12 protein-coding genes are annotated in these 13,107 nt (G+C 61.5%); 2 read left to right on the top strand and 10 right to left on the bottom strand.

Annotation, left to right across the window (positions count from 1 at the left end; genetic code table 11):
- Window position 1: 1 nt before the first annotated feature.
- Complete coding sequence (locus MJP36_RS15645; protein WP_244383391.1) at window positions 2-838, bottom strand: nucleotidyltransferase domain-containing protein; 837 nt, start codon at window positions 836-838, stop codon at window positions 2-4.
- 234 nt (window positions 839-1,072) lie between these two features.
- On the opposite strand from MJP36_RS15645, the gene MJP36_RS15650 reads away from it, so the two are divergent.
- On the top strand, window positions 1,073-1,597 hold the full coding sequence (locus tag MJP36_RS15650; protein WP_244385631.1) for a GNAT family N-acetyltransferase: 525 nt from the start codon (window positions 1,073-1,075) through the stop codon (window positions 1,595-1,597).
- A 15-nt stretch (window positions 1,598-1,612) separates the two neighbouring features.
- Here the strand turns inward: MJP36_RS15650 and MJP36_RS15655 are convergent, their stop codons facing one another.
- Entirely contained in the window at window positions 1,613-2,236 is a 624-nt protein-coding gene (locus MJP36_RS15655; protein ID WP_198761195.1) for a LysE family translocator, read from the bottom strand.
- A gap of 162 nt (window positions 2,237-2,398) precedes the next feature.
- Here MJP36_RS15655 and MJP36_RS15660 point away from each other — a divergent pair, with 162 nt between their 5' ends.
- Window positions 2,399-2,869 (top strand): GNAT family N-acetyltransferase, encoded by a 471-nt coding sequence (locus MJP36_RS15660; RefSeq protein WP_244383392.1) that lies wholly within the window; start codon window positions 2,399-2,401, stop codon window positions 2,867-2,869.
- Window positions 2,870-2,895: 26 nt separating this feature from the next.
- On the opposite strand, the gene MJP36_RS15665 is transcribed toward MJP36_RS15660, so the two are convergent.
- From MJP36_RS15665 to glgX, 8 genes are all read right to left on the bottom strand, one after another.
- Window positions 2,896-3,915, bottom strand: coding sequence for an alpha/beta fold hydrolase (locus tag MJP36_RS15665; RefSeq protein WP_244383393.1), 1,020 nt, complete (start codon window positions 3,913-3,915; stop codon window positions 2,896-2,898).
- A gap of 135 nt (window positions 3,916-4,050) precedes the next feature.
- Window positions 4,051-6,651, bottom strand: coding sequence for an autotransporter family protein (locus MJP36_RS15670; RefSeq protein WP_244383394.1), 2,601 nt, complete (start codon window positions 6,649-6,651; stop codon window positions 4,051-4,053).
- Between the two features lie 248 nt (window positions 6,652-6,899).
- Complete coding sequence (locus tag MJP36_RS15675) at window positions 6,900-7,661, bottom strand: PIG-L deacetylase family protein (RefSeq protein ID WP_060752705.1); 762 nt, start codon at window positions 7,659-7,661, stop codon at window positions 6,900-6,902.
- A 182-nt stretch (window positions 7,662-7,843) separates the two neighbouring features.
- The gene (locus tag MJP36_RS15680; RefSeq protein ID WP_244383395.1) at window positions 7,844-8,503 is read right to left on the bottom strand and encodes a glycosyltransferase family 2 protein; all 660 of its coding nucleotides are present in this window, start codon (window positions 8,501-8,503) and stop codon (window positions 7,844-7,846) included.
- A complete protein-coding gene (locus tag MJP36_RS15685) occupies window positions 8,500-9,099 on the bottom strand; it encodes an SAM-dependent methyltransferase (RefSeq protein ID WP_244383396.1) in 600 nt (199 codons plus the stop codon). Before MJP36_RS15685 ends, MJP36_RS15680 begins: the two co-directional genes overlap by 4 nt.
- A complete protein-coding gene (locus MJP36_RS15690) occupies window positions 9,096-9,854 on the bottom strand; it encodes a PIG-L deacetylase family protein (RefSeq protein ID WP_244383397.1) in 759 nt (252 codons plus the stop codon). The genes MJP36_RS15685 and MJP36_RS15690 overlap by 4 nt, the downstream gene beginning before the upstream one ends.
- Window positions 9,851-10,849: an acyl-CoA dehydrogenase family protein gene (locus MJP36_RS15695; protein WP_244383398.1), complete on the bottom strand. Its 999-nt coding sequence runs from the start codon at window positions 10,847-10,849 to the stop codon at window positions 9,851-9,853. Before MJP36_RS15695 ends, MJP36_RS15690 begins: the two co-directional genes overlap by 4 nt.
- Before the next feature lies 1 nt (window position 10,850).
- Window positions 10,851-13,010: a glycogen debranching protein GlgX gene (glgX, locus tag MJP36_RS15700; protein ID WP_090370803.1), complete on the bottom strand. Its 2,160-nt coding sequence runs from the start codon at window positions 13,008-13,010 to the stop codon at window positions 10,851-10,853.
- Window positions 13,011-13,107: the final 97 nt, after the last annotated feature.

The following is a 13,107-nucleotide window of genomic DNA, read 5'->3' on the forward strand; positions in this document are numbered from 1 at the left end:
CTCATGATTGCGTTTGTTCAAGCTCGCTGGGCGTGTGACCCGCTTCGTCCCGAAGCGCAAGCCGATGGGTTTCTTTAACCATCCAGGTCAAAAAATCGCGGAGCAGACACGCAAATGCTTTTGGCTCAGCGCAAGGACTCTTCGCCTCAGACAAGAAAAAACAGACCTGCATTCCTTTGTCGGGATAGTGATGCACAAACAGCTCGACGTGCTCTTCCAACGTTTGTGGCCACATCAGGTCCTGTTCGACGCAAAGTAGTTGAGTCGAGCGGATGAGTTTGCGTGAGGCCTCTCGTTGCAAGCGCAGTGATTGCGCCGGCGTAGTCGTCTGATCGATAGCTTCGGCATAGCGTGCCAACACGGTCTCAAAGTCACCATTGACGGCAATGGCGATGTCACGCGACGGCTTGAACCGATCAAAGCGGTTGCTCAGGTCATTTCCCCACAAGCAACGACAGTGGTGCTTGAGCCAGTACCCCCAGCTCAACCGATTATCAGCCGCCAGTACTTCGGAGCGACTGCCGATGTCGAAATCGATTTTGATGACTTCAGCATGCTGACTTTCCAGCCTACGCTTTTTCGATTCGAGTATTTCCAGATCTTGTGATGTAGCAGCGCTTTGCAGCACAAGGGTCAGGTCAAGGTCGGAACCTCCTGGAATGGCGTCGCCTCGAGCAACACTGCCGTAGATATAGATTCCATCCAGCAGGGGGCTCGACTGCGTGAGCGTCGTGCAAACGTCCCGCAATAAATCCTGGAATTGTGGCTGCATCTCGACGTTGGACGGGGTGAGGATATAGCCGTCTTCATCAATGCCACGAGAATCAAGTCGTTCCATGAAGCCGTCCGTGAGTTGGAGTGAAAATAGGGGCGGACTGAAATTGTGGTCTGGACCTGGCTTTATTCCTTCAAACCCTGCGTGTCGTTGCAACGACAAATCCTAATGCCCTACCGATAGGTCGTCTGTTGTTGAGCACTTCGAACCATGACCGTCATCAGTTTTTCGTCTTCACGGGACATATTGAAGCGACCACTACCTCAAGTTCTCAATGTCCAAACAAGGCATTCATCAATGATTCGCAAGGCATTACCTACCGACGCAAGGGCGATTGCCCAGGTTCATATCTGCAGTTGGCAACAGGCCTATCGGGACTTGATGCCTGCCGAATACCTGACCTCGTTGCAAGCCACTCTGGCTCAGCGTGAGGTGTTTTGGGCTCGCTCGATTGAAGCGGGCGAATCCAACGTATGGGTGGCTGAGCTGGGCAAGCAGGTGGTTGGCTGGATCTCGGTCGGCGCCAGCCGTGATGAAGATGCCGCCCAGGGGCAGGTGGGTGAGGTCATGGCGATCTATGTGTTAGCCGGGTGCTGGCACACCGGTATCGGGCTCGCTTTGTGGAAAGCCGGCGAGCAGTCCTTGAGGGAGCAGGGCTTTCAGCGTTTGACGCTTTGGGTCCTGGTCGGTAATCAAAGAGCTATCCGGTTTTATCGCCGGGCCGGGTGCGTTGAGGAAGCGGGCAGCGAGCGCGATCTGCAGAGGGGCGGGACAGCACTGGTCGAGATGAGATACGGGTTGTCCTTTACCCCACCCCGGTAGTGAGCCCCGACGACATCATCCCGCCCGGCGTGCGGTCAACAGCACCGTCGCCGCAGCCGACAACAACCCTGCGCAGCAACGATTGAATATCCGCTTGCCCCGTGGCTCGGCAAACCAGCGGCGCATGTGCAGGCCCATGTAGGCATAAGCGCTGATGGCGATCCACTCCAGTGCCAGGAACAGTGCACCCAGTAGCGCGAACTGTGGCGTGATCGGTTGGCCGGGTACTACAAACTGTGGAAGGAAGGCGGTGAAGATCAGGATGGCTTTCGGGTTGCCTGCCGCCACCAGAAACTCCTGGCGTGCCAACCCCCACAAACCCACCTTGGCCGTACTCGCCTGCGCCTCTGCCTGGGGATTGGCCCGCCACAACTGAAACGCCAGATAAAACAGGTACGCCGCCCCCAGAATCTTGATCCCGTAGAACAACAACTCCGAGGTTTGCAGCACCACCGCCAAGCCTGCAGAGGCGAGGGCGATCATGCCGGCGAAAGCCAGCAGGCGGCCGATGCCGGCAAGGCAGGATATGCGGTAGCCGTAGCGTGTGGCGTTGCTCACGGACAGCAGGTTGTTGGGGCCTGGGGCCATGTTCAGGGCGAAGCAGGCGGGGAGGAAGAGGGTGAGGGTGGTGAGGTCCATGTGCACTCCAGTCGACTCGGGCAGAGGTGGTCACTAGGGTACGAGAGGGACGGGGGCCGTAACAACTGAACAACACAATTGCGCAGGGCTTGGCTTGATAAACAGATAGAGTTCGCTGTTCAGGGCGCGAGTTGTCTGCGCTGTAAAACGGAAAATCGACTCATGGATCATATTACCTATCGTACGGCCACGCCTGATGACGTTTCGTTGTGTATCCAAATCCGCGGGCTGACGAGAGAAAATGCATTTTCAGAAGAAGCGCTGCGTGCGCTGGGCATCACGGTCGAGTCCTGGAGTGCCGGCATCGTTGACGGCAGTTCTATCGGCGTTGTCGCCTGTGTGAACGGCAGGATAGTCGGGTATTGCTTTGGTGAGCGGAGCACCGGCGAAGTCACGGTGCTCGCGCTCCTTGGGGAATACGAAGGGCAAGGGATCGGCAAGTCCTTGCTGGGGCAAGTGACCGCTGAACTCCACCACGCAGGCTTTGAACGTTTGTTTCTGGCGTGTGCCAGCGACCCGAATGTACGCTCTTATGGTTTCTATCGGCACTTGGGCTGGACGTGGACAGGAGAGTGCGATGAAGAGGGTGACCATATTCTCGAGTTTGCGATTGCCGAGGGTGGTTTGAAATAGCCGGATTTTTTTCCGGCTATCGAGCTTTACAGATGATCCGCATCCACCACGGCCTTGGCGAACGCCTCGGGCGCTTCCTGGGGCAAGTTGTGGCCGATACCGCCATTGACCTGACGGAACTGGTACTTGCCGGTGAACCGCTTGGCATAGTCCTCCGGTTGCGGGTGCGGTGCGCCGTTGGCGTCGCCTTCCAGGGTGATGGTCGGCACGCCAATCGACGGCGAGGTGGCGAGTTGCTGCTCCAGTGCCGCGTACTGCGCCTCTCCCTGCACCAGCCCCAGACGCCAGCGGTAATTGAAGACGGTGATGGCGACGTGGTCGGGGTTGTCCAGGCCCTTGGCGCTGCGGTTGAAGGTGGCGTCGTCGAACTGCCATTGCGGAGAGGCGGTTTGCCAGATCAGCTTGGCGAAGTCGTGGGTGTTTTTCTGATAGCCCGCCGCGCCGCGCTCGGTGGCGAAGTAGAACTGGTACCACCATTGCAACTCGGCCTTGGGTGGCAACGGGTTCTTGCCGGCGGCCTGGTTGCCGATCAGGTAACCGCTGACCGACACCAGCGCCTTGACCCGCTCCGGCCACAGCGCCGAGACAATATCCGCCGAGCGTGCGCCCCAGTCATAACCCCCAAGCACCGCTTGCTGGATCTTCAGGGCATCCATGAAGTCGATCACATCCTGGGCCAACGCGGCGGGTTCGCCGTTGCGCAAGGTTTTATCCGACAGAAAACGCGTGTCGCCATAACCACGGGCGTAGGGGATCAGTACGCGATAACCCTTGGCTGCGAGCAGTGGGGCAACGTTGGCGTAGCTGTCGATATCGTAGGGCCAGCCGTGCAGCAGGATCACCGCCTGGCCGTTGGCCGGGCCGACTTCGGCGTAGGCCACCTCCAGCAGGCCTGCCTTGATGTGCTTGAGGGCACCGAAGCTGGGCTGGCTGACGGCGTGTGGAATATTGGTCTCAGGCATTTCGGCATTGGCCACGCCCACGGCGCCGAGTGGCGACAGGGCCAGGGCCAGGAACAGAGAGCGGCGGTTCAACTGAGAGTGCATGGCGAGCCTCCTACGGCTTGATGTGTGCCTGGCTCTCAGTTGAACGCCGGGTGGTATCTGGCGTGTGTCAGCAATGCGCCTCGGTTCAGGGGTTATGTATCGCAGTGGTCGCCATACACACTGCGATACAAAGACTCAGAAATCGACCTGCACACCCACGGTGCCTGATCGTCCGTTGACGGCATTGCTGTCGAGATTGCGGGTGTAACCCAACTCGCCGTAAACGCTGACATCCTGGGCGACCTTCAGCGTTGCGCCGACTTTGAGCTCCATTGTGGTGGATTTCTGCTCGGTATCGATGTCGGTCACGCCGTTGAACCTCACGGTATTCATGCCGGCGCTGGTATGCCAAACGTTGGCCCGCACATAGGGTTGCAGCGGCATGCCACGCACCTGGTAGTCACCCCGCAGCCGCGCGCCAAGGCGGGTGGTGACGTTGGTGTCGCTGTGGAACGTGATTGCGGAGGGACCGTCATTTTGACTATCCAGTGAGCTGCGCCCCACGATGAACTGACCCTGGGGTTCAAGTTCCCAATGTGGGCTGATGGAAAACGGCCAGCCGACTTCGGCCGAGGCCGTCACGTCGCGCCCCTTGACCTTCATCTTGATGCCCCGATCAGACTCGCTATGCCCGTCGATCCAGGACTTCATCAGCACCAGGTCGAGGTAGGCACGGTTGGCCCCAATCAACGTCCAATAGACGCCCAGGCTCTTGTTGCGCAAGGTGACGTCGCCGGCATTGTTGTCCTCAAAGCCGTCATTGAAGCCTTTGATACTGCCTTGCAAACGACCCTGGCCAACGAACAGGCCGGCGCGTTGGGTCTGGCCGGTGTCGTGAGCGTGGGCATAGAGATCGGTGCCCAGTTGGTAGCCGCTCCGCGCGCTGTTCAATGTGGGGTTCACCGTCCCGGTAAAACCCTGGCGACCATTGCTGCCATACACCCTGGCCCAGCCGGTGGGGAATACACCGGTCTGTCGCGGTTGGGCCTGGTCACCCTGGCGCTCGTGATAGGTGCCGAGCATGCCTTGCACCATTTGTTGCACGGCGGGATACAACACGGAATAGACGGGCACTTCCTCGCGGTAGAGCGGGATCGGCTTGACGACGGGATTAATCGGGGCCGCCGGGTCTACGGGCGTGACCACAGGGTTCGGCGGCAGCGGCGGGGTGCCCGGTACCGGCTCCGGTAGCGGGGTGACGATGACCGGGTCAGGCGGCGGCGTGACAGGGACGGTGTTGCGCAGGTAGTAATTCTGCTCCGTGCCTGGGGTGACGCCGCCCTTGAACAGGTAGTAATTGAAGGCGCCTGCGGATACCCCGGAGGAGGTAAAGGCAGTGCCAGCGCCGGTCGCGCCGTTGATCGCCTGCACCACCAGAATACCGTCTTGCAAGGTCGCAGCGCCTTTGCCGCCGAGTTTGGTGACGCTGAGGCTGGTGGTGCCGCTGAGGGTGCCTTGGCTCACCACCAGCTTGTCACTGGGCGAACCGTCGCCGTCCAATACGCTACTGAGCGCGAGCCGGCCACCGGTGCCGTTATAGTTACCATTGACGGTCAGACTGTGGGTGGCCGTGGGGTTGCCGGTCATGTCGATCAGCCCGCCGTTGTTCAGTGTGGCCAGTTGACCGCTGGTGAAGGAGCTGATGATACCCGTGTCCACCAACAGCGTGCTTGAGCCGTCGACTGTCATCGTGCCAGTTCCGGTGCCGCTGTCTCCCAGCACGAAGGTGCCGCCCAACTGCAGGCTTGAGTGGTTGTCGAGCAGCACTGTTTCCCAGTTGGTAAAGCGTTCGGGTGTGGCAACCTGGGTATTGTCGAAGGTCAGCTTGTCGTTGCCTGGGCCGCCATCCAATTGCGGTGTCGAGGACACGATGCTCTCGGTCAGATTCTGGAGCAAGGCAGTATCGTCATCGGCGCCCATCAGGATCGTTCCACGAATGAACCCGGCGTCGCGCCAGATGAAGGTGTCGTTGCCCGTACCGGCGAGAATCTGGCCCAGGATCTCTCCACCAGTGATCTGGATGAAATCTTGGCCGCCGCTGGTGCTGATATTGCCGCCGATACGTGCGGTGCCTGAAATCAGGATGGTGTCGTCGTCAAATCCGGTGACCAGGTTGGCGATAATCCTGCCGCCGCGCATATCAAATTCATTTTTCTCCAACCGCATATCCACTCGGTTGATGGTCCCGCCGGTCATCAGTGCCTTGTCGCCGCTTAATAAAGCCCCCGTGATCTCACCGCCGCTCATAAAGAACTGGTCGGTGCCATCTCCCTGGTCCACCGAAAGAACCTTACCTGCACTCATTGCAAAACTGTCGGCTCCCGAGCCTTGTAAAATGGCTCCCGCCTGTCCACCACTGATCTGCATCACATCCTGGCCTGCACCTTGGGTGACTGAGCCGGTGATGGTGCCCTTGTTCAGCCGGAAGATATTGGCGCCATCGCCCATATCCACCGAGCCATTGACCTGTGTGTCGGGTGCATCCAGTTGCACCAGGTCGCCGCCTGGCCCCAAGCGGATATTGCCGCTGATCACCGCATTACCACTGGGGAACAGCACCTGGTTATCGCCCGTCAAGGCGGTAATGCCAGGGGTGGTGCCGCTGGTGCAGGTGAAAATCTGGCCTGAAGGCCCGGGGCTCGTGGTACAGGCCCCTTGGGAAAGAAGCGGCCAGGTGGCGAGCATCGCTGATGCAGCAATGCCCAGGTAAAGCCTGGGTGAAGTTGGTGTGCGCATGATCCGCCCTCGCTCAAGAGGCTCGTTGTCCTGGTACCTGAGCAATCCAGGTAGGGTTCAGGCCATGACAACGTGAAGCGCGATACGGATCAGGGAATACGGGTTACCTGTTCGAAAACACCGGCCAATGCAAAGGGTTGGCATGGCTTTCTCGACTGCACCTCAACTTGTGCAGCACTTTGCGCACCTTAGTCGCAGTTCGCCAGGGGCACCACTGTCAGAAATAACAGGTATAGACGAGTGCCCAGCTAGACAAACACGATTTCATAAGGCTCGCGCATCCGTTCGAGCAGCACCTGGGCCATCATCGGGGCGAGGCCAATTTGCGGGTCGCCGGCCAACTGGCTGGCGTAGGCGTGCGCGGCGTGCAGCTTGCGCGCCACGCTCCAGCTGTCCAGCCGTACCTTGCGCGCGCGCTGCCAGGGAATCACCACGCCTTCCCGTGCCGACCAATGCCAGGCCCAGATGGGTAGTTCATACAACTGCGCACCTACCAGGCTGCACGCCTTGGCGCTGGCCCGGCCGACGGCATCGTGGTCTGCATTGCCGTCGCGGCGCCAGGTGGTGAAGACCACGTCGCCGGGTTGCAGGTAGCGGGCGATGAATTGGCTCATCGGCTGCTCGCGTGCAGGCAGCGCATTGTCGAGGAAGCCACCGCGAATCCATTTCAGGCTGTGCAAAGGCATGCCCAGGCGGCGCAGGGCTTCGACGCTTTCCTGTGGTCGTACCACGCTCAGGCGCCTGGCCGGCCATACGTTCGAGCCAGGATGGCTGGCACTGCCATCGGTGATGGAGATCAACTTCAGCGGATGCTCGCGGCTGCTGAGCAGTTGCAGCAAACCGCCACAGGCAAGGACTTCATCGCCAGGGTGGGGCGCAATCACCACCACGCGGGCGCCGGGCGGCACCAGTGAGGTCAAAGAAATGATGGGTATTTGCGCCAGTTGCGGCGCGCTGTTCCAGATTTGCGCGGGGCCGCGACGGCCTTCGCTTAACGAGGCAGGCTTCATGGGGGTGTCACATCCTTGTCGGTTGATGCGGGGTCGTGCCCGGTTGACGGGACGACTCCTTTTTATTCACCTCAGGCTCCTGCCTGTAGTGAGTGCGCGGCGTTCCAACCCTGGAACGCTGTGCAAGGCGTTATGAGCATAGACAAGGATCTAGCGCTTTTACATGTCGGCCCGGCGTTTTTTTACGCAAGCTGCACCAGGCTTTTCAGGTAGTCACCGAACCCGCCTTGGGCGCGACAATCCAGGCGTGCGCTGGTGATCACCTGCGGCGAATGGCTCCAGGCGATGGAGGCGCCGCAGCGTTCCAGGTTGCGCACCAACTGGACATCCTCATGGCACGCCAGCGGCTCGAAACCCCCGGCCTGTACGTAGGCACCGGCACTCACGCCCAGATTGGCGCCGTGGATATGCCGATGGCCGTCACGGGCCTCATACGCCTGGTGATAGCGAATTTGCGCCGCCGGGTCGAAACCTTCGCTCCAGGCATCCACCGTGACCGTGCCGCACACCGCATCCACGCCCAGCGCCAGTTGCGCCACCAACCAATCGGGGGCGACGCGGCTGTCGGCGTCCGTGCAGCCGATCCATCGCGCGCCTTGGTTGAGCAAGTGTCGCGCGCCAACGCCGCGAGCTTGCCCGACATTGCGCGCCTGCACTTGCAGGCTGTGCACCTGGTACGCCTGGGCAATCGATGCGCTGGCGTCGCTGCAACTGTCGAGCACCACGAGGATGTGTACCGCCTCGCCGAGCAAGCCTGGGTGACTGGCCGCGATCATCGCCGCCTTCAAGCACTCGCCCAACAACTTTTCTTCGTTATGGACCGGGATCAAAATGCCGATCATCGCAGGCCCTCATGGCTTGCGACCGAGGTGCCATCGCGGCTCCACAGGTCGAGTAGAAAATCCTCTTCGTGATGCTGCACCACCGGATGCATGCCCAGTCGCTGCTGGAGCAGGGCGTGCACCTGTTCAGCGGTCTGCGGGCAACCCTCGATAAGCGGCCGCCAGTGGCAGGCCAGCAGTTGGCCGTTGGGGGCCAGTGAGGCGAGGGCGCAGTCAATCAGACGGCGCAGATCAGCTGCGTCCAGGTAGTAGCCCAACTCGCTGAGTACGATCAACTCGAACTGGCCGGTCGGCCATTGTTCGGGCAGGCGGCGTTGCTGCACCTGGGCGTGGGGAAAAGCCGAGAGACGCGTCCTGGCCAGGCCCACAGCCGTCGCTGCGGTGTCGCAACACACCAGTTGATCGCAGCGCGTGGCCAGTTCGGCGCTCAGTTCGCCGTTGGCACAGCCGGGTTCGAAGATCGATGCGTAGTGCGCTCGTGTGAGCACGGCCAGGGTCAGGGCGCGCTTGCGCTGTTCATACCAGCGTTGACGAAAGGCCCAGGGGTCGTCGTTGCCGGCAAATAGTTGGTCGAAATACGGGGTGGCCACGCTCATACAAACACCACTTCAAAAGGTTGCAGCAAGCGTTCCACCACATAAGGCGCCAGCACCGGGGCCAAGCCCGCCTGCGGGTCGCCCTCCAGTTGGCTGGCAAAGGCGTGGATGGCGTGACGCTTGCGGGCGACCGCCTGGGGCGTCATCGGGATCTTGCGGGCGCGGTGCCAGGGCACCTGACTGTCTTCGGGGGTGGCCCAGTGCCAAGTCCACACCGGCAATTCGTACAAGGTTGCGCCCACGGCCTGGGCCGCTTGGGCGCTGGCACGACCGACCGCTTCATGATCGCAATGACCGTCCTCACGCCAGGTGGTGAATACCACGTCGCTGGGCTTTAGGTAGCGCTGGATGAACGCGGCCAATTGCGCTTCCCGCGCCGCGACCTGGCTGTCGGCAAAGCCCGCCCGCAGCCATTTCAAGCTGTGCAGCGGCAGGCCAAGGCGGTGCAGGGCCTGGGCCGACTCCTGCGGGCGCACCACGCTCAAGCGTTCCACCGGCCAGCGCCGCGAGCCCGGATGACTGGCGCTGCCGTCGGTGACGGAAATCAACTGAATGGGCCGCTCCAACGTCGCGAGGACCTGCATCAGGCCGCCACACCCGAGCACTTCATCGTCCGGGTGGGGTGCGATGATCACGGCGCGATGGCCTTCGGGCACCAACTGTTCGACGCTGACCACCGGCAACTCGGCCAGGCGCGTCGATGCCTGCCATTGATGCAACGGCGTGCCTTGGCCGACGATCGGATTGGGTCTCATAACTGCCACCTTCCTGTGGGTTCGCCTGCGACCTGTTCACCCAGGGCGGCCAGGTCGCGTTCGGCGTGACTTTGACGCACATACACCGGCAGATCCGCGATCAACTGGGCGAAGTGCGGGTCCTTGCAATAAGGCCCCGCGCCCACGGCCCGGCCGACGTGGTGGATCACCTGTTCAACGGTGTCCTCAATGCAGGCGCGTGTCTGTTGAGCCAACAGCCGCGCATCGGCGTTCGGCTGCCGGTCGATCTGTTCGGCACTGGCGCGCAGTACACACGCGGCGCTGTTCAAGGCACTGTCGACCGCGCCGAGATGGGCGAGGGCGTGAGGTTCGGGGCGTTTTGCACACTGCTCACGCAGCACCTCAGCCAGGCGTTGTGCGGCGCCATACCAACAGGCGGCGATCCCGATCCCGCCTTGCCAGAAACCCGGGCGTGACAGGTAATCGCCCGGGCCACCGACCGCGAGGCCGCGGGCCTCGTTGAAGACGATTTCGACACTGCCGGTAGCCGCCATGCCGACGGCATCCCAGCCCTCGTCGGTCACGGTGATGCCGGGTTGATCCATGGCCACCGCGACCAATTGCTGGCGATCATGCTCATCCCAGGCCGTCAGCAACCCGTGGCTGACCACCGCCGCGCCGGAGCACCAAGCCTTGCGCCCGTCGATCAGCAACCGGTGCCCGTCACGCCGCACCCGCACCTTCGCGGTGGGCGGCTCGGCGGCCCACATGCCCCAGGTGCTGCCCAAGGGCGGCGCGGGGCTGTGCAGCTCGGCGATGATCGCCAAGGCATCGGTATGCCCTTCGAACAACTTGCACAGGCGCAAATCATGCCCAGCCACTTGAGCCAGGCGGCTGAAGCGCGCCAATGTCGCGCCGCCGCCGGGCAACGGCAGCTGGTCCAGGCCTTCCTCCTGCAGCGCCCTCAGCGCCTGGCCGAGGGCCTGCGTATCCGCATAGCCCTGATAGCCTTGAAGGAAATGATGCAACGCCATGTCACACCTCGTCGTCGCGCTGCAGTTCGAACAGCAGCAGTGAACGTCCCGTCACCGCGTACTCGTGGTCGAAATCAAAGCGCTCCTGGCCACGTACCGCGGGTTGATTGGTGTCGAGCAGGCAGGTCCAGCATTCACCTTCAGGCACCGGCGGCAGACGGAAATTGACCATGTCGTGGTGCGCGTTGACCACCAGCAGCAAGGTGGCGTCGGCACCCGCGCGGCGAATCCCGGTTTCCTGGGCGCGGCCATCCATCAACATGCCCAGGCAACGGCCGTGGCTTTCCTGCCATTGTTCGGTGCTCATCTCATTGCCGTCCGGCGCCAGCCATGTGACGTCTTTCACACCGATATCTTCGTTGTAGTCGCCCACCAGGAAGCGGCCCCGACGCAGGATAGGGTAGGCCAGACGCAACTTGATCAAGCGTTTGACGAACTTGAGCAGTGCCTTGCCGTCATCGTCCAGGTCCCAGTTGACCCAGCCGATCTCGCTGTCCTGGCAATACGCGTTGTTGTTGCCGTGTTGGGTGCGCGCAAACTCGTCGCCGGCCACAATCATGGGCGTGCCCTGGGCCAGCAGCAGGGTGGCGAAGAAGTTACGCATCTGGCGCAGGCGCAGCGCGTTGATTTCCGGATCATCGGTGGGGCCTTCGACGCCATGGTTCCATGACAGGTTGTTGTTGCTGCCGTCCTGGTTATTCTCGTCGTTGGCTTCGTTGTGCTTGTCGTTATAGGAGACCAGATCGTGCAGGGTGAAACCGTCGTGGGCGGTGATGAAGTTCACCGAGCTGTACGGCCGGCGGCCCCGATGGTTGAACATCTCACCGGAGGCGGTCATGCGCCCGGCGAAATCCGCCAGTTGGCCATCGTCGCCTTTCCAGAAGGCGCGCACGGTATCGCGGAAGCGGTCGTTCCATTCCACCCAGCCCGGTGGGAAGTTGCCGACTTGATAACCGCCTGGGCCGCAGTCCCATGGCTCGGCAATCAGTTTCAGCTGGCGCAGCACCGGATCCTGGCGGCAGGCGACCAGGAAGCTGTGGCGCTCGTCGAAGCCGTCACGGTAGCGCCCGAGGATCGTCGCCAGATCGAAGCGGAAGCCGTCGACGTGCATCTCGTTGGCCCAGTAACGCAAGGAGTCGGTGACCATTTGCAGGACGCACGGATGGCTCAGATCCAGGGTGTTGCCGGTACCGGAGTCGTTGATGTAGAAGCGCTTGTCGTCGGGCATCAGCCGGTAGTAGGAGGCGTTGTCGATACCGCGCATGGACAGGGTCGGGCCGCGTTCGTTGCCTTCGGCGGTGTGGTTGTAGACCACGTCGAGGATTACTTCCAGCTTCTGCTCGTGCAGGTGCGCGACCATCTCCTTGAATTCTGCGATCTTGCCGCTGGCCAGGTAACGCGGGTCGGGGGCAAAGAACGCGATGCTGTTGTAGCCCCAATAGTTGGTCATGCCTTTTTGCAGCAGGTGTTGGTCGTTGACGAACGCATGCACAGGCAGCAACTCGACCGACGATACGCCCAATTGGCGGATGTGCTTGAGCACATCGTCGTTCATCAACCCGGCGCAGGTGCCGCGTACCGAGTCGCCCACCGAGGGGTGGCGCATGCTGATGCCGCGCAGGTGGGTCTCGTAGATGATCGTGCGGTCCCACGGCACACGCACCGGTTGGTCGTTGCCCCAGGTGTGTGCCGGGTCAATCACCTTGCACTTGGGTACGAAGGGCGCGCTGTCGCGTTCGTCGAAACTGAGGTCATCGTCCGGATGGCCGATGGTGTAGCCGAACAGCGCCTCGGACCATTTGAGTTCGCCCACCAGCTGCTTGGCGTAGGGGTCGATCAGCAATTTATTGTGGTTGAAGCGATGGCCGTTGGCCGGGTCATAGGGGCCGTACACCCGGTAGCCATAGATCAGCCCGGGGTGGGCGTCGGGCAGGTAGCCGTGGAAGATCTCGTCGGTGTATTCGGGCAGTTCGATACGCTCCAGCTCGACCTCGCCTGTGTCGTCGAACAGGCATAACTCCACCTTGGTGGCGTTGGCCGAGAACAGCGCGAAGTTGACGCCCAGACCGTCCCAGGTGGCGCCCAGAGGGAAGGGCAAGCCTTCACGGATTCGCGACGGCTCATTGCCCGACGTCGATGGGGTCTTTTGGGGTTTGCTCATTCGATGTTGCTCCTGCAAGGGTCTTTTTCCGGGCCGAACGAAACCGCGCTGACGAGGGTTCAGCTGAGAAGTTTGAAAAGTGAGTTCACCTCCTGCC

Origin of the sequence: Pseudomonas palleroniana, from assembly GCF_022836895.1 — a bacterium.
GTDB lineage: Bacteria > Pseudomonadota > Gammaproteobacteria > Pseudomonadales > Pseudomonadaceae > Aquipseudomonas > Aquipseudomonas palleroniana.

Coding starts and splice junctions, on each gene's coding strand:
- MJP36_RS15670 (WP_244383394.1), bottom strand. CDS start 6,651: ATGCGCACACCAACTTCACCCAGGCTTTACCTGGGCATTGCTGCATCA.
- glgX (WP_090370803.1), bottom strand. CDS start 13,010: ATGAGCAAACCCCAAAAGACCCCATCGACGTCGGGCAATGAGCCGTCG.
- MJP36_RS15680 (WP_244383395.1), bottom strand. CDS start 8,503: ATGATCGGCATTTTGATCCCGGTCCATAACGAAGAAAAGTTGTTGGGC.
- MJP36_RS15675 (WP_060752705.1), bottom strand. CDS start 7,661: ATGAAGCCTGCCTCGTTAAGCGAAGGCCGTCGCGGCCCCGCGCAAATC.
- MJP36_RS15650 (WP_244385631.1), top strand. CDS start 1,073: ATGATTCGCAAGGCATTACCTACCGACGCAAGGGCGATTGCCCAGGTT.
- MJP36_RS15665 (WP_244383393.1), bottom strand. CDS start 3,915: ATGCACTCTCAGTTGAACCGCCGCTCTCTGTTCCTGGCCCTGGCCCTG.
- MJP36_RS15690 (WP_244383397.1), bottom strand. CDS start 9,854: ATGAGACCCAATCCGATCGTCGGCCAAGGCACGCCGTTGCATCAATGG.
- MJP36_RS15655 (WP_198761195.1), bottom strand. CDS start 2,236: ATGGACCTCACCACCCTCACCCTCTTCCTCCCCGCCTGCTTCGCCCTG.
- MJP36_RS15685 (WP_244383396.1), bottom strand. CDS start 9,099: ATGAGCGTGGCCACCCCGTATTTCGACCAACTATTTGCCGGCAACGAC.
- MJP36_RS15645 (WP_244383391.1), bottom strand. CDS start 838: ATGGAACGACTTGATTCTCGTGGCATTGATGAAGACGGCTATATCCTC.
- MJP36_RS15660 (WP_244383392.1), top strand. CDS start 2,399: ATGGATCATATTACCTATCGTACGGCCACGCCTGATGACGTTTCGTTG.
- MJP36_RS15695 (WP_244383398.1), bottom strand. CDS start 10,849: ATGGCGTTGCATCATTTCCTTCAAGGCTATCAGGGCTATGCGGATACG.